The following is a 20,722-nucleotide window of genomic DNA, read 5'->3' on the forward strand; positions in this document are numbered from 1 at the left end:
CCGCTCGGTCCGGGCGCGCTCGCCGGGCGGGCGGGGCGGACCCGCCACCTGCCGTCGGCCTGCGAAGCCCTTCCCCGTCTGCCGGCGCCCGGCCCGGGGCGGCACCGTCTCGCCCGGCGCCCCGTGCTCTGCGGTTGCGAGAGGGCACACCCACTGATTCCAGGAGAGGTTTCACCGTGACTGAGCCGGATGCCGAGCACCTGCCGCACCCGCTGACCGGGCAGCTCTTCCCGTCGCCGGTGCCGCCCGGAACGGGCTGGCCCGAGGACCCCGCGGCGCGGGACACCCCGGTGGCCCGCACGGCGGCCGAGGTGCGGGAACTGGCCGCGAGCGCGCACGACGTCGAGCACCTCAACGCCCTGTGCAGCGTGTGCAGCGCGTGCGACCGGCTGGTCGAGTGGCGCGAGGACGTGGCGCAGCGCAAGCGGGCGTCCTTCGCCGGGGAACCGTACTGGGGCAGACCGGTGCCGTCCTACGGGGACCCGCGGGCGGGGTTCGCGATCATCGGGCTGGCCCCCGCGGCCAACGGCGGCAACAGGACGGGGCGCATGTTCACCGGGGACCGTTCCGGGGACTGGGTCTACGCGGCCCTGCACCGCGCGGGTTTCGCGGAGCACGCCACTGTGAGCACCGCCGGGGACGGCCAGGAGCTGCACGGTGTCCGCATGATCGCGCCCGTGCGCTGCGCCCCGCCGGCCAACAAGCCTCTGCCGCAGGAGAAGGCCACGTGCAGCGGCTGGTTCGACCGCGAGATCGCCCTGCTGCCCGAGCTGCACGGCATGCTCGCCCTGGGCGGCATCGCGTGGCAGACGGTCCTCGCGGCGGCGGTGCGCATGGGGTGGGAGGTGCCCCGCCCCCGTCCGAAGTTCGGCCACGGCACGGTGGTGATGCTGCGCACCCCGGACGGGCGCGACGTCCGCCTGGTGGGCTGCTACCACGTGAGCCAGCGCAACACCTTCACGGGTCTGCTCACGGAGCAGATGCTCGACGACGCCCTCGCCCTGGCCGCCGCGCCCCTCGCCTGAGTGCGGGCTGGCGGGCCGCGCAACGCACCGGCTCGGCGGGCCCGGGTTAACCGCAGGTCTGCCCGCCTCGGTGCCCCGCCCTCCCGGTAGGCTCGGTGACCATGAGCGTCTGTCCCTGCGGTGGTGTCCCTGCCGGTGCGTCCCTGGCCGAGTGCTGCGGACCGGCGCTTGCCAACGAGGCATGGCCCGAGACCGCGGAGGCCCTGATGCGCTCGCGGTACACGGCCTTCGCGACCGGCTCCGAGGACCACCTCTTCCGCACCTGGCACCCCCGCACCCGTCCGGCGGACACGTCCGTGGACCCGGACACCCGGTGGACGGGACTGACGATCCACCGCGTGGTGGCCGGTGGCGCGGAGGACGAGAGCGGCGTCGTCGACTTCACCGCGCACTACGTCGCTGACGGGGAACCCGGCGGCATGCACGAGGTCTCCGAGTTCACGAAGCGCGCGAAGCGCTGGATGTACGTGGGGCCCGCCTCGCAGTAGCCTCGCGGGGACGACATCGCGTGGATCGAACCGAGGCCCCGTCCTTCCGGAGCGGTCGATCTGCGAGAGGCCACGGCGTTCCGGGCCGGTTGATCCGTGAGAGGCGCCGCGGGCACCTGAAGTTGATGTCCACGGCCGGCGGGCAGAGCGGCACTCGCCGCGCCTCGTGCGCGCCCGCATCCTCGCACCTCCGCACCCCCGCAGTAGGGTGGCCCACATGAACATCGAGATCCGCAAGGGAGACATCACCAAGGTGGAGACGGACGCGATCGTCAACGCCGCGAACTCCCGGCTGCTCGGCGGCGGGGGAGTGGACGGCGCGATCCACCGGGCCGCGGGCAAGCAGCTGCTGGCCGAGTGCAAGCACCTGCGCGAGACCACCCTCGTGGATGGTCTCCCCGCGGGGCAGGCGGTCGCCACGGACGGCTACGACCTCCCGGCGCGCTGGGTCATCCACACGGTAGGCCCGGTGTACGCGAAGACCAAGGACAAGAGTGACGTCCTGGCGTCGTGCTACCGGGAGTCGCTGCGCGTGGCGGACGAGATCGGTGCGAAGTCCGTCGCGTTCCCGGCGATCTCGGCCGGCATCTACGGCTGGCCGATGGACAGCGCCACGCAGATCGCGGTGGACACCGTCCTGGCGGCGGACACGAACGTCGAGACGGTCGTCTTCGTCCCGTTCTCCGCGGATGCGGAAGAAGCATTCCAGGCGGCCCTCGCCGCGTCGAAGGCCTGACCCGAGCCAGAACCCTAGGAACCCACGCGGAGCCCAGGAATGCCCGGAGCGCCCCGGAGCATGGGCTTCAGCGGACAGCTCGTGCTTTCTAGTGGAGTAAATGCAGGTTCCGGCCCGTCAGGCTGCATTTACTCCACTTCACAGCACCCGGCGCACCGACCGCCCCCTCAGACCAGCCCCAGGTCCGTCACCGCCGTGCGCTCCGACTCCAGCTCCGCCACGGACGCGTCGATGCGCGAGCGGGAGAACTCCGAGATCTCCAACCCCTGCACGATCGACCAGTCCCCGCCGGAAGTCGTCACGGGGAAGGAGTTGATGAGCCCCTCGGGCACCCCGTAGGAGCCGTCGGAGGCCACGGCCATGGAGGTCCAGTCCCCGCGCTGGTTGCCGAGCATGAGGTCCCGCGCGTGGTCGATGGTCGCGTTCGCGGCAGACGCCGCCGACGACGCCCCGCGGGCCTTGAGCACCGCCGCCCCGCGCTGCGCGACCGTGGGGATGAACGTGTCCGTGACCCACTCCCGGGAGACCAGGTCCAGTGCGGGCCGACCCGCCACGCGGGCGTGGTCGAGGTCCGGGTACTGCGTGGCGGAGTGGTTGCCCCACACGCTCAGGTGCTTGACGTCGTCCACGGACGCGCCGGTCTGCGCCGCGAGCATCGCCACCGCACGGTTGTGGTCCAGCCGCGTGAGCGCGCTGAAGCGGGAGGCGGGGATGTCCGGGGCGTTGCGCTGGGCGATCAGCGCGTTGGTGTTGGCGGGGTTGCCGGTCACGACCACCCGGACGTCGTCCGCGGCGACGTCGTTCAGCGCCCTGCCCTGCTCCGTGAAGATGGCGCCGTTGGCCTCGAGCAGGTCCCCGCGCTCCATGCCGGGCGAGCGCGGCCGAGCCCCCACGAGCAGGGCGACCTGGGCGCCGTCGAACACCGTGCGCGGGTCCGAGCCGATCTCCACGTCCTGCAGCAGCGGGAACGCGCAATCCTGCAGCTCCATCACGGTGCCCTCGAGCGCGGACAGCGCGGTGGGGATCTCCAGCAGCCGCAGCCGCACCGGACGCTCGCGGCCCAGGAGATCGCCGTGCGCGATCCTGAAGAGCAGGCTGTAGCCGATCTGTCCCGCGGCGCCGGTCACGGCCACGGTCAGGGGAGTGGGGCTCACGGAATACCTCCTGGTTGGGGTGGCGCGTGTGGGCCGCGTCACTGCGGGTCCGGTGGCACCGACAGTAGCAGCGGGGCTGGTTCAGCGCACGGCATAAGGCGCTGGCCCGCACTCCGGCGGCGCACCACAATGAACTCATGGCTACTACTGCATTCCAAGGAACTCCCGTCACCGTCAGCGGCGAACTGCCCGCCACGGGCTCCACCGCCCCGTCCTTCGAACTCGTGGGGGCGGATCTGTCTCCCGTGACCTCGGACGAGCTCACGGGCCGCCGCGTGGTCCTGAACATCTTCCCGTCCGTGGACACCGGCGTGTGTGCGCAGTCCGTCCGCGAGTTCAACAAGCTCGCCGCGGGCCTGCAGGACACCACCGTGCTGTGCGTGTCCAAGGACCTGCCGTTCGCGCTCGGCCGCTTCTGCGGCGCGGAGGGCATCGACGACGTCGTGACCGCCTCCGCCTTCCGCTCCAGCTTCGGCGAGGACTTCGGCGTCCTGCAGCAGGACGGTCCGCTGGCCGGCCTGCTCGCGCGCGCCGTGGTGGTCGTGGACGAGAACGGCACGGTCGTGCACACCGAGCTGGTCCCGGAGATCGGCCAGGAGCCGGACTACGACGCCGCCGTGGCCGCCCTCTCCTGACCCCCGCCTTCGCGTGAGCCCGCGGGCCACGGACAACCCAGCACAGACGGAAGCCGCCGCGCCCCCGGAAGGGGACGCGGCGGCGTCGTCGTGCGTGGAGCGTGTCAGGCGGAGAGGCCGTCCACGATCCGGTTCAGCGTGGCGGAGGGGCGCATGACGCCGGAGACCAGCTCGGGCTTGGGCCAGTAGTACCCGCCCAGGTCCACCGGGGAGCCCTGGACGCCCAGCAGCTCGGCGTTGATGGTGTCCTCGTTGGCGCGCAGCTCGGAGGCGACCTCGCGGAACGCCGCGGCGAGCTCGGCGTCCTCGGTCTGCTTCGCGAGCTCCTCGGCCCAGTAGAGGCCCAGGTAGAAGTGCGAACCGCGGTTGTCGAGCTCCCCGACCTTGCGCGAGGGGGACTTGTTCTCGTCCAGGAACGTGCCGGTCGCGCGGTCCAGGGTGTCCGCGAGGACCTGCGCCTTGGCGTTGTCGTAGCGGCTGGCGAGGTGCTCGAAGGACGCCGCGAGCGCCAGGAACTCACCGAGGGAGTCCCAGCGCAGGTGGTTCTCCTGCTGCAACTGCTGCACGTGCTTGGGTGCGGAGCCGCCGGCACCGGTTTCGAAGAGCCCGCCGCCGTTCATGAGCGGCACGATGGAGAGCATCTTCGCGGAGGTGCCCAGTTCCAGGATGGGGAACAGATCCGTGAGGTAGTCGCGCAGCACGTTGCCGGTCACGGAGATGGTGTCCTCACCGCGGCGCAGGCGCTCGATGGTGAACTGCGTGGCCTCCACGGGGGAGAGGATGCGGATGTCGAGCCCGTCCGTGTCCTCCTGGGCGAGGTAGGTGTTGACCTTCTCGATCAGGTTGCGGTCGTGAGCGCGGGTCTCGTCGAGCCAGAACACGGCGGGCATCCCGGACTCGCGGGAGCGGCGCACGGCCAGCTGCACCCAGTCCTTGATGGGGGCGTCCTTGGCCTGGCAGGCGCGCCAGATGTCACCGGGCTGCACGTCGTGGGACATCAACACGTCCCCGGCGGAGTTGACCACCTGCACAGTGCCGGCCTCGGGGATCTCGAAGGTCTTGTCGTGGGAGCCGTACTCCTCGGCCTTCTGCGCCATGAGGCCCACGTTGGGGACGGTGCCCATGGTGGTGGGGTCGTAGGCGCCGTTGGCGCGGCAGTCGTCGATCACGGCCTGGTAGACACCGGCGTAGGAGGAGTCCGGGAGCACCGCGAGGGTGTCCTTCTGCTCGCCCTTGCGGCCCCACATCTGGCCCGAGGTGCGGATCATGGCGGGCATGGAGGCGTCCACGATCACGTCCGAGGGGACGTGCAGGTTGGTGATGCCCTTGTCCGAGTTCACGTACGCGAGCTCGGGGCCCTCGTCGATGGCCTTCTGGAACGCGGCGGCGATCTCCTGGCCGTTCTCGAGCTGGTCGAGCCCGGCGAGGATGCCTGCGAGGCCGTCGTTGGGGGACAGCCCGGCCTTGGCGAGGTCCTCGCCGTAGCGTTCGAGCACGTCCTGGAAGAAGGCCCTGACCACGTGGCCGAAGATGATGGGGTCCGAGACCTTCATCATGGTGGCCTTTAGGTGCGCGGAGAAGAGGATGCCCTCCTCCTTGGCGCGGGCCACCTGCTCGCGCAGGAAGGCGTCCAGGGCCGAGGCGCTCATGAACGTGGCGTCCACGACCTCCCCGGCGAGCACGGGCACGGACTTCTTGAGCACGGTGGTGCCGTGGTCGGTCACGAGCTGGATGGTGAGGGTGTCGTCCTGCGGGATCACCACGGACTGCTCGTTGGTGCGGAAGTCGTCGTGGCCGAGCGTGGCCACGTTGGTCTTGGAGTCCTTGCTCCAGGCACCCATGGTGTGGGGGTGCTTGCGCGCGTAGTTCTTCACGGCCTTGGGGGCGCGGCGGTCCGAGTTGCCCTCGCGCAGCACCGGGTTCACGGCGGAGCCCTTGACGCGGTCGTAGCGGGCGCGGATGTCCTTGGCCTCGTCCGTGGCGGCGTCCTCCGGGTAGTCCGGGAGGTCGTAGCCGTCCGCCTGCAGCTCCTTGATGGTGGCCTTGAGCTGCGGGATGGACGCGGAGATGTTGGGCAGCTTCACGATGTTGGCCTCGGGGGTCTTCGCGAGCTCCCCCAGCTCGGTCAGGGTGTCCGGGACGCGCTGCTCCTCGGTGAGCCGGTCCGGGAACTGGGCCAGGATGCGCGCGGCCAGGGAGATGTCCCTGGTCTCCACCTCCACACCGGCGGTCGACGCGAAGGCCTCGACCATGGGCTTGAAGGAGTACGTGGCCAGCATGGGCGCTTCGTCGGTCTCGGTGTAGATGATCTTGGGCATGAGCAATGACTCCTTGCATTGACGGTCACCGGGCTGCCTCCCAGAGTACCCGCTGCGGCCCCCGCGCCCACGAGTTGGGCGGCCGTCGCAGCCCCGGCCCGCCGCGGTTTTCGCGGGTCCCGGCGGACGGGGGAGACCTCCGTCACGTCACCGCACGACCTGGCGGAGCAGGGCACCGGAGTGGAAGCCGGCGACCCGGCCGAGGCGGGGGAGGGAGCCGCGGGCGCGGGGCCGGGCACGGGTGGGGTGGGGCGGTGTGCCCTGCGGCAGGGGACGACGACGGCGCGCGGCCCCCTTCCCGGGGTGCCGCGCGCCGTCGTGGTGCTCGGGCTCGTGCGCTCAGTCGGAGAGGGCGGTGCGGATCCGCTGGCGCTCCTTCTCGAGCTTGCGCATGCGGTGGCCGAGCGTGAAGATCCGCACGGATCCCACGAGCGCCATGATCAGGGCGCCGGCGATCGCGGAGAAGAGCATGGCGACGCCCAGCGGCAGGCTGAACTGCCACGCCAGGTACTCGAAGTGCGCGCTCACGTTGTTCTGGATGATGAACACGAGCAGCAGGATCAGCACGATCACGCCCAGGATCAGGGCGGCCCACACCGTGCCGGAGACACCTCGCTTGGCGGGGGCGTCCAGTGCCGGGTCCACCGGGGCGGTGCGCCCGGTCGTGGGCTCGGCGGAGTCCACGCCGGGTGCTGCACCGGTTCCCGGCTGCGCACGGGTGCCGGTGCCGCGCGCCGTCGTGCCGGGTGCAGCGGTGCCGGTTGCCGCCGTGCCGTGCGCGGCCGACGACGCCGTGACCGCGCCGTCCGTGCGCTCCTCGCCGAGGGGGCGTGCGGCGCTCGCCGACTCGCCGCGCGCCTCCGGGCCCGCGCCCGCCCGTGGTGCCAGGGCGGCGTCGTCCGGGCGCTGGTGCGCCGAGGTGCGGTCGTGCGGTGCGTTGCTCACGTGGGGCCTCCCGGGGTGTGTCGTGCAGGTGCCACCAGCGTAGACCGGCGGGCGGGACGCGCGGCCGGGAGCCGGGGGTGCGACACGCGCGAGATGACGACACGCCCGCAACATGCTGACAATGCGACCCGAAGTGCCTTCCCCATGAGTAGTCTGTCGCTACTTGCGACACGCACCACATACCACGGTGACTCCGGCCACGGTCCGGGACGACACCCACCCGGGGTGCGGCGCACATTCCATGGACACCACATCGGGAGGAACCGACATGGGAAATCACACCTTCAAGGGCAAGGCCGCCGTCTCCGTGGCAGCGATCGCCGCACTCGCGCTCTCCGGCTGCGCGAGCGTCGGCGGCGGGGGGAGACAGCAAGGGTGGCGGTGACAACAGCTCCGCCGGCAAGGACGGCGGCGTGGTGACCGTTGCGGAGACCAACAAGTTCTCCGGCGCGAACCCGGGCTACACCAAGACCAACGTGGACATCAACGGCCACGTCGCGGCCATGACCCGCGAGTCGTTCAGCGACGTGGACACGGAGCAGAAGCTGCACCCCAACGAGGGCTTCGGCACGTACAAGAAGGTCTCGGACGACCCCCTGACGGTGGAGTACACCCTCAAGGACCCCCAGTGGTCGGACGGCAACAAGATCGACAAGGCCGACATGATGCTGTGGTGGAGCGAGCTCTCCGGCTACGCCAATGACGCCAGCGAGGACGGCAAGACCGGCAAGGACTACTTCTCGATCGCCGGCTCCACGGACATCCTGGGCAGCACCGACAAGCCCAAATTCTCCGAGGACGGCAAGACCATGACCGTCACGTGGGGCAAGAAGAACGCGGACTGGGAGATCGCCTTCGACCCCAACTCCCTGATGCCCGCCCACGTGGTGGCCAAGAAGGCCGGGATGTCCGAGGACGAGCTGCTCAAGGTGCTCGAGGACCAGAAGAAGGGCGACCCCAAGAGCCCCCAGAAGCAGCCCGAGCTCGAGAAGATCGGCAAGGCCTGGGACACCTCCTTCAACTTCACGTCCACCCCGGACGACAAGGACGTCCTGGTCTCCAACGGTCCGTACAAGATCGACACCGTGGTGGAGAACAACTCCGTCACCCTCAAGAAGAACGAGAACTACAAGGGCGACAAGCGGGGCAAGCTGGACGAGATCACCCTGCGCACCATCGGCGACGCGACCGCCCAGATCCAGGCGCTGCGCAACGGCGAAGTGGACATCATGCAGCCGGGCAACGTCAACAAGGACACGATGGACCAGGTCAAGCAGATCGAGAACGTGAACGTGCAGCAGGGGGACCAGCTCGCGTACGACCACGTGGACCTGAACTTCGGCGCGGACACGTTCAAGGACAAGTCCGTCCGGGACGCGTTCCTGAAGACCATCCCGCGCCAGCAGATCCTCGACCAGCTCATCAAGCCGGTCAAGGAGGACGCCCAGGTGCTGAACTCGCAGATGTTCGTCTCCAGCCAGGGTGAGCCCTACGAGAAGGCCGTGGAGAAGAACGACGCCAAGAACCTCTACGGCGAGGTGGACATCGACGGCGCCAAGAAGCTGCTGGGCGGCAAGACGCCCACCGTGCGGATCCTCTACAACAACGGCAACCCGCAGCGCGTGGACACCTTCCAGCTGATCAAGGAGTCCGCGGAGAAGGCCGGCTTCAAGGTCGAGGACCTGGGCGATCCCAACTGGTCCGAGAAGCTCCCGGACGGCGACTACGACGCCTCGCTCTACGGCTGGGTCTCCCCGGGCGTGGGCACCGAGATGCTCTCGCAGATCTTCAAGACCGGCGGCGGCGGCAACTACAACAAGTACTCGAACGCGGACGTGGACAAGCTCGTGGACGAGGCCCGCTCCAACCTGGACGAGTCCTCGCGCAACGACCAGATCGCGGACATCGACAAGCACACGTTCGAGGACGCCTACGGCCTGCCGCTGTTCCAGTCCGTGGGCTACGTGGCCACCTCGGACAAGATCGCCGGCGTGGACAAGTACCAGCCGAACCAGACCGGCGTGTTCTGGAACGTCTCCGAGTGGAGCCGCAAGTAGGGGAGCGGTCCGGCTGAGTCAGACCACCCCTCATGACCGCTGCGCGGGCGCGGAGCACCCGCGTCCGCGCAGCGTCGTGACCACCACTCGCCAGAGGCAGCAACATGACTTCTTACATCCTCAGACGGCTCATCACCGCCGTGCTCATCCTCCTGGGCGCGTCCTTCATCGTGTACCTCATGACGGCCGCGTCCGGTGACCCCCTGTGGGACCTCTACGGCAACCCGAACGCCCAGCAGCTGATCCCGGCCCGCGTGGAGGCCCTGAACCTGGACACCCCGCCCGTGCTGCGCTACTTCACGTGGCTCGGCGGCGCGGCCGGATGCCTCGTCCCGTTCGCGGACACCTGCTCCCTGGGCGTGAGCCGGGACGGCCAGGAGGTCACGAGCCTGCTCTCGTTCGCCATGGGCCAGACCATCATGCTGGTGACCGTGGGCACCATCCTCGCGATCGTCGTGGGCATCACCCTGGGCATCGTCTCCGCCCTGCGGCAGTACTCCGGCCTGGACTACGCCATCACGTTCCTCACCTTCCTGTGCTTCTCCCTGCCGAGCTTCTGGCTCGCGGTGCTGCTCAAGGAGGTCGTGGCCATCCAGTTCAACGACTTCCTGCAGGATCCGGCCATGTCCATGGGCACGATCCTGCTGATCTCTCTGGTGCTGGGAGTGATCTGGTACCTGGTCTCCTTCGGCCGGATGCGCACGCGGCTGCTCATGGGAGCGCTCGGCTTCGTGGTGACCTTCGCGCTCATCTACTTCGTGCTGGCCACCAACTGGCTCAACCACCCGTTCCTGGGCATCCCGCTGATCGCGCTGACCGGTCTGCTGGTGGCCGTGATCGCCACGGTGCTCATGGCGGGGCTGCGCAACAAGCGCGCTCTCTATGCCGCGGTGGCCACGGTGGTCGTGGGTCTGGCGCTCTACTTCCCGGTGCAGTACGCCTTCGCCGGGGGTGGCCTGCTGACGGTGCTGGGCCTGACGGTCGTGATGATCCTGGTGGGCGTGGCCGCCGGCTACCTCGCCGGGGGCTACGACCGCGGCCAGGGAGCCCGCGTGGCCGGTGTCACCGGTTTCTTCGTGGCTCTGCTGATCGTCCTGGACCGCTTCATGCAGTCCTGGCCGGACTACGTGAACTCCGGGCACATCCACGGCCGTCCGATCGCCACTGCCAACTCCGGGACCCCGGGGCTCACGGGCGACTTCTGGACCATGGGTCTGGACCGCTTCACCCACCTGCTGCTGCCCACCATCTGTCTGACCCTGCTGGCGCTGGCCTCCTACTCGCGGTACTCGCGGGCCTCGATGCTCGAGATCATGGGCCAGGACTACGTGCGCACCGCGCGGGCCAAGGGCCTCTCCGAGCGCACGGTGGTGATGCGCCACGCCTTCCGCAACGCCCTGATCCCGCTGGCCACCCTGGTGGCCTACGACATCGGCGGGCTGATCGGCGGCGCGATCATCACGGAGTCCGTCTTCGCGTTCACCGGCATGGGGCAGCTCTTCGTCCAGTCGGTGCGCAACGTGGACCCGAACCCCGTGATGGGCGTCTTCCTGGTCACCGGCATCGTCGCCATGGTCTTCAACCTGGTGGCGGACCTGGTGTACTCCGTTCTCGACCCGCGCGTGAGGGTGAAAGCATGAGCCAGCCACAACCGATCGACGTCCCCGAGACCCTGGACCAGAATCCTGCGGCCGGCGAGCAGCCCCGGGACGTGCGCGGCAAGAGCCAGGGCCAGCTGGTGCGCCAGCGCTTCTTCGGCAACCGGGGCGCCGTGGTCTCCCTGGCCGTCCTGCTGTTCATCGTGGTGCTCTCCGTGAGCTCGCTGGGCATCGGAGCGATCCCCGGGTGGTGGAAGTGGAGCCCGGACGCTACCGGCACCGTGCTCGACGGCGGCCGCCCCACCCTCTCCCTTCTCCCGCCGGGGCTGGGGGAGCACCCCTTCGGCCAGGACAACCTGGGCCGCGACCTGTTCGCGATGGCCATGCAGGGCACGCAGTACTCCCTGGTGGTCATGATCGTGGTGGGTCTCGTGGCCGGGCTGGTGGGCACCGTGGTCGGCGGTCTCTCCGGCTACTTCCGCGGCTGGACCGAGGCGGTGCTGATGCGCCTCACGGACGTCATCATCATCATCCCGCTCGTGATCCTCGCCGCTCTGCTCGGCCGCCTGGCCATCACCTGGGTCCGCGCCCACGGGCTGCCCACGTTCGCCACGGTGGTCGCCCTGGGTCTTCTGGTGGGCCTCGCCTCCTGGCCACCGCTCGCGCGCCTGGTGCGCGGTGAGTTCCTGACCCTGCGCGAACGCGAGTTCGTGGACGCCGCGCGGCTGGCCGGGGCGTCCAGCGGGCGGATCATCTTCAAACACATCCTGCCCAACACCGTGGGCGTCATCACCGTGAACATCACGCTGCTGATGTCCTCGGCCATCCTGCTGGAGACCGCGCTGTCCTACCTGGGCCTCGGCATCCAGGCGCCGGACTGGTCGCTCGGCCGTCTGATCAGTGAGAACCAGACCGCGTTCGCCACGCGGCCCTGGCTGTTCTGGTGGCCCGGCGTGTTCATCGTGGCCATCGCCCTGACGATCAACTTCATCGGGGACGGCCTCCGTGACGCGTTCGACCCGCGACAGCGCAAGTTCAACCCCAAGCGGGCCCGCGAGGTCGGCTCCGGCGCGGACGAGCACGGGCGGGGTGCGGTGCACGCCACCGCGGCGTCGTCGTCCTCCGCGGGCGGTCACTCGCACGACGGGGCGCACGGTGCGGCGGACGGCGATGCCGGCACCGCACCGGTCGACGGGCGGTCCGGGCAGTGACCCGCCCCGCCTCACACCGTGAACAGCACGGCGCTCGCGGCACCCAGCACCAGGGTGGCCGCGAGCGGGCCGGGCACCCAGCGGGTGCGGACTGCGGCGGGCTCGCCCCGGTCCGCGAAGACGTCGATCTCGCCGGTCTCGATCCGGCGCTGCCACTCGCTGCGCACGCGGTGGGCGGCGGCGCCGGAGGCCGTGGAGGTCAGGTCCCCCACGCGCACGGAACCATCCGGGCGGGCAATGGGGTGGTTGCGGTTCACGGCATCCGCACCGGCACGGAAGCTCGCACCGGCACCGGCGGAGGGCAGTGCGAAGCTCGAGTACCTGCCGTCCGCCGTCACCAGGGTCACGGCGAAGCGCGTGGTCACGTCCACGATCCGCTCCCACGGGACGGACACGGTGCGCAGCGGGTTGACCAGGCGCACCTCGCGGTCGTGGACCTCGAGCCGCGGGCGCCAGTAGAGGCCGTACCCCAGGCTGGCCAGAGCCAGCGCGCCGCACACCGCGGCCGCGTGGTGGGCGGGCGTGCGGCCCCAGCCGGCCACCCCCACGAGAATCCCCAGCAGCACCAGGAAGCCCGTGAGCCACGGGGCCGACGCCGCACGGAACGTCTCGTGGGCGGGCGCGGTCTCTCGGTTCGTCGGCATGGCCCCCATGCTAGGCAGTCCGCCGCCCGGCACACCGCGCGCGCCACGACCGCGCGCGCCACGACCGCGCGCCACCTTCTCGACACGATGGAGCACGCACGATGAGCACCTCGAACCAGCCCCACGGCATCCCCGAGGGCACGCCCGGCCGACCCCAGAACGGGACCCCCGGTGAGACGGACGCCCCCACCGCGGCGGAGCACAATGCGCCGTGGGACGGCTCGCTGGCCGGTGACGGCCGCGTGGCGACCTCCGGGACGCAGGACACCACGGTCACGGGTCCCGGCTCGGTCGTCGGCAACGACGCCGCGGCGGCCGGGACGGCGGCGTCGTCGCCCGAACACGGAGCAACGGACGGCAATGCCTCCGCCGCGAACGCCACCGGTTCCACGACCACCGGGACCGGTGGGGCAGGGGCCGCGGCACCGGCCGCCGGTGCGACGGTCGCGGGCACGGAGAAGAAGCGCGGACGCCGAGCCCTGCGGGAGGAACCGGGCGCCCGGCGCGGTCGGTCCCGCACGAAGGTGGCCCGCGGTGAGCCCGTGCTCAGCGTTCGCGGGCTCAGCGTGGACTTCGGTGTGGACCGCGAGTGGGTCCCGGCCGCGATCGACCTGGACTACGACGTCGCCGCGGGCGAGGTGCTCGCCATCGTGGGCGAGTCCGGCTCCGGCAAGTCCGCGAGCTCGATGTCCATGCTGGGGCTGCTGCCCTCGAACGCCCGGGTGCGAGGCTCGGCGAAGCTCGGTGGCCAGGAGCTGATCGGGCTGCACGGCAGCGCGCTGCGCAGGGTCCGCGGCGAGGAGATCGCCGTGATCTTCCAGGAGCCCATGACCGCGCTGAACCCTGTGTACACCGTGGGGCAGCAGATCGTGGAGACCATTCGCCTGCACCGGGACATCTCGCCCGCGGAGGCGGCGGAGCGCGCCAAGCAGATGTTGACCATGGTGGAGCTGCCGGACCCGGAGAAGGCGTTCCGCTCGTACCCGCACCAGCTCTCCGGCGGCCAGCGCCAGCGCGCCATGATCGCCCAGTCGCTCTCGTGCGATCCCAAGCTGCTGATCGCGGACGAGCCCACCACGGCCCTGGACGTGACCGTGCAGGCCGAGATCCTGGACCTGATCCGCAACCTCAAGGACCAGCTGGACTCCGCGGTCATCCTCATCACCCACGACATGGGCGTGGTAGCGGACCTCGCGGACAAGATCGCGGTCATGCAGAAGGGCGTGATCGTGGAGCAGGGCAGCGCGGAGCAGATCTTCTCCGACCCGCAGCACCCCTACACGCGCACGCTGCTCGAGGCCGTTCCGCACCTGGGGCAGGGTACGGAGGGTGACGAGTCGGTGGACATGGTCGCCGCCCTCGAGCGCTCGGTGGCCGCGCCCATCGTGGTGCGCCGCAGCACGGCGGAGGCGGCGTCCATGGACACGTTCGCGCAGCGCGTGGTGGCCCCCGTGCTGCAGCTCAAGGACGTGGCGATCGAGTACCCCAAACAGGGCCGCAACCCCGCGTTCCGCGCGGTGGAGTGCGTGAGCCTGACCGTGGCCTCCGGTGAGACCGTGGGGCTCGTGGGCGAGTCCGGGTCCGGCAAGACGACCATCGGCCGCGCCGCGGTGGGGCTGCTGCCGGTGGTCGAGGGCTCGCTGGTCGTGGACGACGTCGAGCTGCACGGTGCCTCGCGCTCCACCCTGAACCGGGTGCGCAAGGACGTGGGCATGGTCTTCCAGGACCCGTCCTCGTCCCTGAACCCGCGGCTGCCCATCGGCGAGTCCATCGGCGAGCCCATGTACCTCGCCGGGGTCGCCAAGGGCGCGGAGCTGCAGCACCGCATCGAGCAGCTGCTGGACCAGGTGCAGCTGCCTCGCAACTACCGCAACCGCTACCCGCACGAGCTCTCGGGCGGACAGAAGCAGCGCGTGGGCATTGCCCGCGCCCTGTCCCTGAAGCCCAAGCTGCTGGTCGCGGACGAGCCCACCTCAGCCCTGGACGTGTCCGTGCAGGCCACGGTCCTGGACCTCTTCGAGGAGCTGCAGGCGGAGATGGGCTTCGCGTGCCTGTTCGTGACGCACGACCTCGCGGTGATCGACCGCCTGGCCAACCGGATCGTGGTGATGCAGCACGGCCACATCGTGGAGCAGGGCTCGCGCGAGACGGTGCTGCGCCACCCGGAGCAGGAGTACACCAAGCGGCTGCTCGCGGCGGTGCCGGTGCCGGATCCGCAGACCCAGCGGGCCCGCCGGGAACTGCGTCAGCAGCTCGCCGAGACCCTCCCCGCCTAGGGAGGGTTCGTAAGGCGTCGCAGGGGCTGTGCCACGGGGCAGCCGGTCGGCGTCGTGCGGGCGCGGGTGGCCCGGCTCGTCAGGAGAAGACGGCGAGACCGTACGCCACGAAGAGCACCAGGTGCGCCATGCCGTGCACCGCTGTGACCCGCGGGGCTCCGAACGTGAGCACGGACAGCGCGAGCGTGACGCCGAGCAGCACGAGGTTCACCGGGCTCTCCGCGAGCACGACCGTCTGGCCGGTGATCATGCCGATCACGAGCACTGCGGGCACCGTGAGTCCCACTGTGGAGACCAGGGCCCCGTGGCACAGGTTGCTCACGCGCTGGATCTCGCCGTTGCGCGCCGCGCGCAGGGACGTGAGGGACTCGGGCAGGAACACGATGGCCGCGATCAGCACCCCGGCCACGGCGGACGGCGCGCCCGTCCGGCCCAGGCCGTCGTCGAGCAGGGTGGCCATGTCGTGGGAGAGCAGCACCACGGGCAGCACGGTGACCACGAGCACCACCAGCCGCGAGAGCAGCTCGTTCCGGTGCTCGTGCAGGACGGCAGCGAGGGGCGGGCGAGTGGCGGCGTCGTCATCGTCCGAGGCAGGCGCGGGAACCGCGGCACCTGCTGCCCCCGCGGAGACCTGCGAACCCGAGAGCTGTGAACCGGGGGCCGACGACACCCTTGTGGCGCCCACCCGCGGCGCCACATCCATGAAGTCCCCGGCCTGCGCGCCGGTCTGGCGCCACAGGAAGAAGGCGTAGCAGCCCAGCGTGACCGCGACGACCGGGATCTCCTGCCACGGTAGGAACGCGCCGCCCTCGCCCACCACCGGCGGCAGGGCGAACGCGAGCGTGCACAGCACGACCAGCATGGCCAGGTAGCTGGAGACACCGGTGCGTCGGTGGCGCAGGTCCCCGTGCGCGATCCCGCCCACGAGCAGGCACAGTCCGATCACCAGGTTGAGGATGATCATGGCCACGGCCGTCACGGAGTCGCGGGCGATCGTCGCGTGGCCGCCGGGGCCGAGCATCACCGCGCAGATCAGCACGACCTCGATCATCACGATGGACAGCGTCAGCACCAGCGAGCCGTACGGGTCGCCCAGCCGGTGGGCGAGGTGCTCCGCCTGCGCGACCACCCCGGTGGAGGCGAAGAGGATGACCCCCACGATGACCGCGAGCGCGAGCACCAGTGGGAGCACGGGCACGGGTGGGGTGAGGGGCCCGGAGAGCAGGGCGAGGACGACGACGCCGAGCCACCCCACCGCGAGTCGGGCGAGGGCCAGCGGGGTCAGGACACGGCGCAGGGTGTGGAGCATCGGAGGATCACCTGGTTCCTCGGGACCCGGCGGGCCCCGCGAGGGGCGGGGTCGTCCCCGGGGCGTGCAACGGGGACCGGGTCGTCCCGGGACCGTAGGCGGCGCGAGGGCCGCGACGAGGTGTGGTGGAGCGGGCAGGCACGGCGCAACGAGGCGCATCGTGTCGAGCCGCTGTGCCGCGGCAGGACTCCGTGCGGCGGAGGCTCAGTCGCGCACGCCGAAGAGCCAGGCGTCCGCGCGGTCGGTGTGGGGGTCGTCGAAGTTCACGAAGGTGCGGCCCTTGGCCTCGACCTTCTTGTACTCCTGAACGACCTCCAGGCTCAGCCGTTCGCGGTGCTCGACCTCCACGATCACCGCGGTGGCACCGGAGCGGTCCGGGAGCGTGGCGGGGTAGGCGAGCGCGCCCACGAGGATCTGGGGCGCCTTCTCCCGTGCCATGGCGCGCAGGGTGTCCAGGACCTGTTCGGGGCGCATGTCCGCGGCCTCCTGCGGGTCCACGGAGTTCAGCTCGAACTCGCCGTCCTTGCCGCCGGTCACGAGGAACGCCGGGAACGCACCGTATGCCGCGACCTGCTCCTCCACGACCGCCTGCACGTGGCTCAGCGCGGTGTCCACGGTCTCCACGGCGGAGTCCGAGATCCACTGGCGCCACGCGTTGTCGTGGTCCGCCCGGGCGCGTGCCGCCTCCGCCTTCGTCATCCGGGAGGTGCCCCGGGCGGGCGTGGTGCGGCGTCGTGCGGGGCGGGAGGAGGACTGGGCCACGGAGGAGGACTCCTTAGAACGGTGGAGCGGTGGAGGGTGTGCTGAGTCCAGGGTAGGCGCTCGCTAGACTGGATCGGAACCACACGACGATCACCAGGAGCATGCATGTCTGCGATCACTCGCGACCAGGTGGCGCACCTGGCGGACCTGGCGCGGATCGAGATGACGGACGAGGAGCTGGCCCGGGTGGCCGGCGAGCTCGAACTCATCGTCTCGTCCGTGGCCTCGGTCAGCCAGGCCGCCGGACCTGACGTCCCCGCCACGAGCCACCCCCTGCCGCTGCACAACGTCTTCCGCGAGGACGTCGTGGGGGAGACGCTCACGCAGGACGAGGCCCTGCTCAACGCCCCGGACGCCCAGGAGGGCAAGTTCCGTGTCCCCGCGATCCTGGACGGTGAGTGAGCATGGGTGCACCCATCATCGAACTCTCCGCCGCCGAGCTCGCGGCGAAGCTCTCCGCCGGTGAGGTCTCCTCGGTCGAGGCCGTGCAGGCGCACCTGGACCAGATCGAGGCCACGGACGGCACCGCACTGGACCCGGCGGACCGCTCGCGCGGCACGGACGGTCTGAACGCCTTCCTGCACCGCAACACGGAGGAGGCCCTGCGCGTGGCCCGCGAGGTGGACGAGGCCCGCGCCAACGGCGAGGACCTCCCCGAGCTGGCCGGCGTGCCGGTCGCGGTCAAGGACCTCATCGTCACCAAGGGCCAGCCCACCACGGCGGCGTCGCGCATGCTGGAGGGCTTCATGAGCCCGTACGACGGCACCGTGACCCGCAAGCTGCGCGCGGCCCGCATGCCCATCCTGGGCAAGACCAACCTGGACGAGTTCGCCATGGGCTCCTCCACGGAGCACTCGGCGTTCGGCCCCACCCGCAACCCGTGGGACCTCACCAAGATCCCCGGCGGCTCCGGCGGCGGCTCGGCCGCGGCGGTCTCTGCGTTCCAGGCGCCGCTCGCGCTCGGCACGGACACTGGCGGCTCCATCCGCCAGCCCGCCGCGGTGACCGGCACCGTGGGCGTGAAGCCCACGTACGGCTCGGTCTCGCGCTACGGCGTGATCGCCATGGCGTCCTCGCTGGACCAGGTGGGACCGTGCTCGCGCACCGTGCTTGACGCCGCCCTGCTGCACGAGGTCGTGGGCGGCCACGACCCCGCGGACTCCACGTCCCTGACCGATCCCGTGGGCGGCTACGCGCGGGCCGCGCGTGCCGGTGCCGCGGACGGCGGGCTCAAGGGTCTGCGCGTGGGCGTGGTCAAGCAGCTCACGGGTGAAGGCTTCCAGGCCGGGGTGCAGCAGCGCTTCGAGGAGTCCCTCGAGCTGCTGCGCCAGGCCGGTGCGGAGATCGTGGAGGTGGAGACCCCCAACTTCGAGTACGCGCTGGGCGCCTACTACCTGATCATGTCCTCGGAGGTCTCCTCCAACCTGGCCAAGTACGACGGCGTCCGTTTCGGTCTGCGCGTCACGCCCGAGGGCACGCCCACCATCGAGAAGGTCATGAGCGCCTCCCGTGCGGCGGGCTTCGGCGACGAGGTCAAGCGCCGCATCATCCTGGGCACCTACGCGCTCTCCGCCGGCTACTACGACGCCTACTACGGCTCGGCGCAGCAGGTGCGCACCCTCGTGCAGCGGGACTTCGCCGCGGCGTTCTCGACGGCCGACGTGCTGATCTCGCCCACCGCGCCCACCACGGCGTTCGACATCGGCGGCGTGGACGAGTCCGCGGACCCCATGCAGATGTACCTCAACGACATCGCCACGATCCCCACCAACCTGGCCGGGATCCCCGCACTCTCGCTGCCCGGTGGTCTCGCGCCGGAGGACGGGCTGCCCGTGGGCATCCAGTTCATGGCCCCGGCCCGGGAGGACGCCCGCGTGTACCGCGCGGGCGCCGGGCTCGAGCGGCTGCTCGCCGAGAAGTGGGGTGGCGCGCTGTGGCAGCACCGCGGCGACGTCGCCGGCACCGTTCGTGAGTTCGCGGCCACCGCCGCGCAGGGAGGCAAGTGATGAGTCAGGACGTGCTGTCCTTCGAGGAGGCCCTCGAGTGCTTCGACCCCGTCCTGGGGTTCGAGGTCCACGTGGAGCTGAACACCAGGACCAAGATGTTCGACGCCGCCCCCAACACCTTCGGGGACGAGCCGAACACCAACATCACCCCGGTCTCCCTGGGCCTGCCCGGCGTGCTGCCGGTGGTCAACGGCAAAGCCGTGGAGTCCGCGATCAAGCTGGGCCTGGCGCTGAACTGCTCCATCGCGGAGAAGTGCCACTTCGCGCGGAAGAACTACTTCTACCCGGACACGCCCAAGAACTTCCAGACCTCGCAGTACGACGAGCCCATCGCGTACGAGGGGTACCTGGACCTCGAGCTCGAGGACGGCACCGAGTTCCGCGTGGAGATCGAGCGCGCGCACATGGAGGAGGACGCCGGCAAGCTGACCCACATGGGCGGTGACGCCGGGCGCATCCAGAACGCGCAGTACTCCCTGGTGGACTACAACCGCGCCGGTGTGCCGCTGATCGAGATCGTGACCAAGCCCATCGTGGGTGCGGGCGAGCGGGCCCCGGAGCTCGCGCGGGCCTACGTGGCCGCGATCCGCGAGATCGTGAAGAACCTGGGGATCTCGGACGCCCGCATGGAGCGCGGCAACGTGCGCTGCGACGCGAACGTCTCGTTGATGCCCAAGGGCGCCACGCAGTTCGGCACGCGCTCCGAGACGAAGAACGTGAACTCGCTGCGCGCCGTCGAGCGCACCGTGCGCTACGAGATCCAGCGCCACGCCGCGGTGCTCGCCGCGGGGGAGAAGGTCACGCAGGAGACCCGCTTCTGGCACGAGGACACCCGCTCCACCACGGCCGGGCGCCCGAAGTCGGACGCGGACGACTACCGCTACTTCCCCGAGCCGGACCTGGTCCCCGTGGTCACCACCGCGGAGTGGATCGAGGAGATCCGGGCCACGCTGCCCGAGCCGCCGGCCGAGCGCCGCAAGCGGCTCAAGGCGGGCTGGGGCTACTCGGACGAGGAGTTCCGCGACGTCGTCAACGCGGGCGTGCTGGACGAGATCGAGCGCACCATTGCCGCGGGGGCCTCGGCCGCAACCGCGCGCAAGTGGTGGATGGGCGAGATCGCCCGCCTGGCCAAGCAGCGCGAGGTGGAGATCGCGGACCTGCCCGTCACCGCGGAGCACGTGGTCGAGCTGGACGCGCTGATCGCGGACGGCAAGATCAACGACAAGCTCGCCAAGAAGGTGCTGGGTTTCGTGGTCGAGGGCGAGGGCACCCCGGGCGAGATCGTCGAGGCCCGTGGCCTTGCCGTGGTCTCGGACGACGGCGCCCTGAGCACCGCCGTGGACGACGCCATGGCGCAGATGCCGGACGTCGTCGAGAAGATCAAGGGCGGCAAGGTGCAGGCCGTGGGCGCGCTGATCGGCCCCGTCATGAAGGCCACGCGCGGCCAGGCGGATGCCGGTCGCGTACGGCAGATCATCCTGGAGAAGCTCGGCGTGCAGGGCTGACCCCCGCGCTGACTCTGGCTGCCGGCCCGGTCCCCCGTACGGGGGACCGGGCC

General features: G+C 70.7%; 17 protein-coding genes. 11 read left to right on the forward strand and 6 right to left on the reverse strand.

Annotation, left to right across the window (positions count from 1 at the left end; all coding sequences use genetic code 11):
- Positions 1-176 precede the first annotated feature (176 nt).
- From KVA01_RS10395 to KVA01_RS10405, 3 genes are all read left to right on the forward strand, one after another.
- Positions 177-1,025, forward strand: coding sequence for a uracil-DNA glycosylase (locus tag KVA01_RS10395; RefSeq protein ID WP_141270148.1), 849 nt, complete (start codon positions 177-179; stop codon positions 1,023-1,025).
- Positions 1,026-1,126: 101 nt separating this feature from the next.
- On the forward strand, positions 1,127-1,513 hold the full coding sequence (locus tag KVA01_RS10400) for a YchJ family protein (RefSeq protein ID WP_068468897.1): 387 nt from the start codon (positions 1,127-1,129) through the stop codon (positions 1,511-1,513).
- A gap of 217 nt (positions 1,514-1,730) precedes the next feature.
- Positions 1,731-2,249, forward strand: a complete 519-nt coding sequence (locus KVA01_RS10405) for an O-acetyl-ADP-ribose deacetylase (protein ID WP_068468884.1) — start codon at positions 1,731-1,733, stop codon at positions 2,247-2,249.
- 167 nt (positions 2,250-2,416) lie between these two features.
- Here KVA01_RS10405 and KVA01_RS10410 read toward each other — a convergent pair whose 3' ends face one another.
- Positions 2,417-3,403: a malate dehydrogenase gene (locus KVA01_RS10410; protein WP_068468886.1), complete on the reverse strand. Its 987-nt coding sequence runs from the start codon at positions 3,401-3,403 to the stop codon at positions 2,417-2,419.
- A gap of 137 nt (positions 3,404-3,540) precedes the next feature.
- On the opposite strand from KVA01_RS10410, the gene tpx reads away from it, so the two are divergent.
- Positions 3,541-4,038 carry a thiol peroxidase gene (gene tpx, locus KVA01_RS10415; protein ID WP_141270150.1) on the forward strand — a complete coding sequence of 166 codons (498 nt, stop codon included), beginning with the start codon at positions 3,541-3,543 and terminating at the stop codon, positions 4,036-4,038.
- A 104-nt stretch (positions 4,039-4,142) separates the two neighbouring features.
- Here the strand turns inward: tpx and KVA01_RS10420 are convergent, their stop codons facing one another.
- Positions 4,143-6,356: an NADP-dependent isocitrate dehydrogenase gene (locus KVA01_RS10420; RefSeq protein ID WP_141270152.1), complete on the reverse strand. Its 2,214-nt coding sequence runs from the start codon at positions 6,354-6,356 to the stop codon at positions 4,143-4,145.
- Between the two features lie 339 nt (positions 6,357-6,695).
- Positions 6,696-7,301 carry a LapA family protein gene (locus KVA01_RS13020; RefSeq protein WP_233438849.1) on the reverse strand — a complete coding sequence of 202 codons (606 nt, stop codon included), beginning with the start codon at positions 7,299-7,301 and terminating at the stop codon, positions 6,696-6,698.
- A 413-nt stretch (positions 7,302-7,714) separates the two neighbouring features.
- Between KVA01_RS13020 and KVA01_RS10430 the strand changes: the two genes are divergently transcribed.
- From KVA01_RS10430 to KVA01_RS10440, 3 genes are all read left to right on the forward strand, one after another.
- Entirely contained in the window at positions 7,715-9,358 is a 1,644-nt protein-coding gene (locus tag KVA01_RS10430; RefSeq protein WP_233438850.1) for an ABC transporter family substrate-binding protein, read from the forward strand.
- Between the two features lie 104 nt (positions 9,359-9,462).
- On the forward strand, positions 9,463-10,998 hold the full coding sequence (locus tag KVA01_RS10435; protein WP_068468800.1) for an ABC transporter permease: 1,536 nt from the start codon (positions 9,463-9,465) through the stop codon (positions 10,996-10,998).
- On the forward strand, positions 10,995-12,167 hold the full coding sequence (locus tag KVA01_RS10440) for an ABC transporter permease (RefSeq protein ID WP_141270154.1): 1,173 nt from the start codon (positions 10,995-10,997) through the stop codon (positions 12,165-12,167). The genes KVA01_RS10435 and KVA01_RS10440 overlap by 4 nt, the downstream gene beginning before the upstream one ends.
- Positions 12,168-12,178: 11 nt before the next feature.
- On the opposite strand, the gene KVA01_RS10445 is transcribed toward KVA01_RS10440, so the two are convergent.
- The gene (locus tag KVA01_RS10445; protein WP_068468829.1) at positions 12,179-12,811 is read right to left on the reverse strand and encodes a PH domain-containing protein; all 633 of its coding nucleotides are present in this window, start codon (positions 12,809-12,811) and stop codon (positions 12,179-12,181) included.
- A 101-nt stretch (positions 12,812-12,912) separates the two neighbouring features.
- Between KVA01_RS10445 and KVA01_RS10455 the strand changes: the two genes are divergently transcribed.
- Positions 12,913-15,087, forward strand: coding sequence for an ABC transporter ATP-binding protein (locus KVA01_RS10455; RefSeq protein WP_233438851.1), 2,175 nt, complete (start codon positions 12,913-12,915; stop codon positions 15,085-15,087).
- Between the two features lie 79 nt (positions 15,088-15,166).
- Here the strand turns inward: KVA01_RS10455 and KVA01_RS10460 are convergent, their stop codons facing one another.
- Entirely contained in the window at positions 15,167-16,396 is a 1,230-nt protein-coding gene (locus KVA01_RS10460; protein ID WP_141270160.1) for a calcium:cation antiporter, read from the reverse strand.
- A 204-nt stretch (positions 16,397-16,600) separates the two neighbouring features.
- Positions 16,601-17,158, reverse strand: a complete 558-nt coding sequence (locus tag KVA01_RS10465; protein ID WP_231860617.1) for a hypothetical protein — start codon at positions 17,156-17,158, stop codon at positions 16,601-16,603.
- A 105-nt stretch (positions 17,159-17,263) separates the two neighbouring features.
- Between KVA01_RS10465 and gatC the strand changes: the two genes are divergently transcribed.
- From gatC to gatB, 3 genes are read left to right on the forward strand one after another with little or no spacing between them, the layout of a single operon-like run.
- Positions 17,264-17,560, forward strand: coding sequence for an Asp-tRNA(Asn)/Glu-tRNA(Gln) amidotransferase subunit GatC (gatC, locus tag KVA01_RS10470; protein ID WP_141270162.1), 297 nt, complete (start codon positions 17,264-17,266; stop codon positions 17,558-17,560).
- A 2-nt stretch (positions 17,561-17,562) separates the two neighbouring features.
- Positions 17,563-19,164 carry an Asp-tRNA(Asn)/Glu-tRNA(Gln) amidotransferase subunit GatA gene (gatA, locus tag KVA01_RS10475; RefSeq protein ID WP_174805723.1) on the forward strand — a complete coding sequence of 534 codons (1,602 nt, stop codon included), beginning with the start codon at positions 17,563-17,565 and terminating at the stop codon, positions 19,162-19,164.
- A complete protein-coding gene (gene gatB, locus KVA01_RS10480) occupies positions 19,164-20,669 on the forward strand; it encodes an Asp-tRNA(Asn)/Glu-tRNA(Gln) amidotransferase subunit GatB (protein ID WP_141270167.1) in 1,506 nt (501 codons plus the stop codon). The genes gatA and gatB overlap by 1 nt, the downstream gene beginning before the upstream one ends.
- The last annotated feature ends 53 nt before the right edge of the window (positions 20,670-20,722 follow it).

Origin of the sequence: Kocuria varians, from assembly GCF_006539885.1 — a bacterium.
In the GTDB taxonomy this organism is placed as follows: domain Bacteria; phylum Actinomycetota; class Actinomycetes; order Actinomycetales; family Micrococcaceae; genus Kocuria; species Kocuria varians.

Coding starts and splice junctions, on each gene's coding strand:
- KVA01_RS10400 (WP_068468897.1), top strand. CDS start 1,127: ATGAGCGTCTGTCCCTGCGGTGGTGTCCCTGCCGGTGCGTCCCTGGCC.
- KVA01_RS10405 (WP_068468884.1), top strand. CDS start 1,731: ATGAACATCGAGATCCGCAAGGGAGACATCACCAAGGTGGAGACGGAC.
- tpx (WP_141270150.1), top strand. CDS start 3,541: ATGGCTACTACTGCATTCCAAGGAACTCCCGTCACCGTCAGCGGCGAA.
- KVA01_RS10420 (WP_141270152.1), bottom strand. CDS start 6,356: ATGCCCAAGATCATCTACACCGAGACCGACGAAGCGCCCATGCTGGCC.
- KVA01_RS10435 (WP_068468800.1), top strand. CDS start 9,463: ATGACTTCTTACATCCTCAGACGGCTCATCACCGCCGTGCTCATCCTC.
- KVA01_RS10440 (WP_141270154.1), top strand. CDS start 10,995: ATGAGCCAGCCACAACCGATCGACGTCCCCGAGACCCTGGACCAGAAT.
- KVA01_RS10445 (WP_068468829.1), bottom strand. CDS start 12,811: ATGCCGACGAACCGAGAGACCGCGCCCGCCCACGAGACGTTCCGTGCG.
- KVA01_RS10455 (WP_233438851.1), top strand. CDS start 12,913: ATGAGCACCTCGAACCAGCCCCACGGCATCCCCGAGGGCACGCCCGGC.
- KVA01_RS10460 (WP_141270160.1), bottom strand. CDS start 16,396: ATGCTCCACACCCTGCGCCGTGTCCTGACCCCGCTGGCCCTCGCCCGA.
- gatC (WP_141270162.1), top strand. CDS start 17,264: ATGTCTGCGATCACTCGCGACCAGGTGGCGCACCTGGCGGACCTGGCG.
- gatA (WP_174805723.1), top strand. CDS start 17,563: ATGGGTGCACCCATCATCGAACTCTCCGCCGCCGAGCTCGCGGCGAAG.
- gatB (WP_141270167.1), top strand. CDS start 19,164: ATGAGTCAGGACGTGCTGTCCTTCGAGGAGGCCCTCGAGTGCTTCGAC.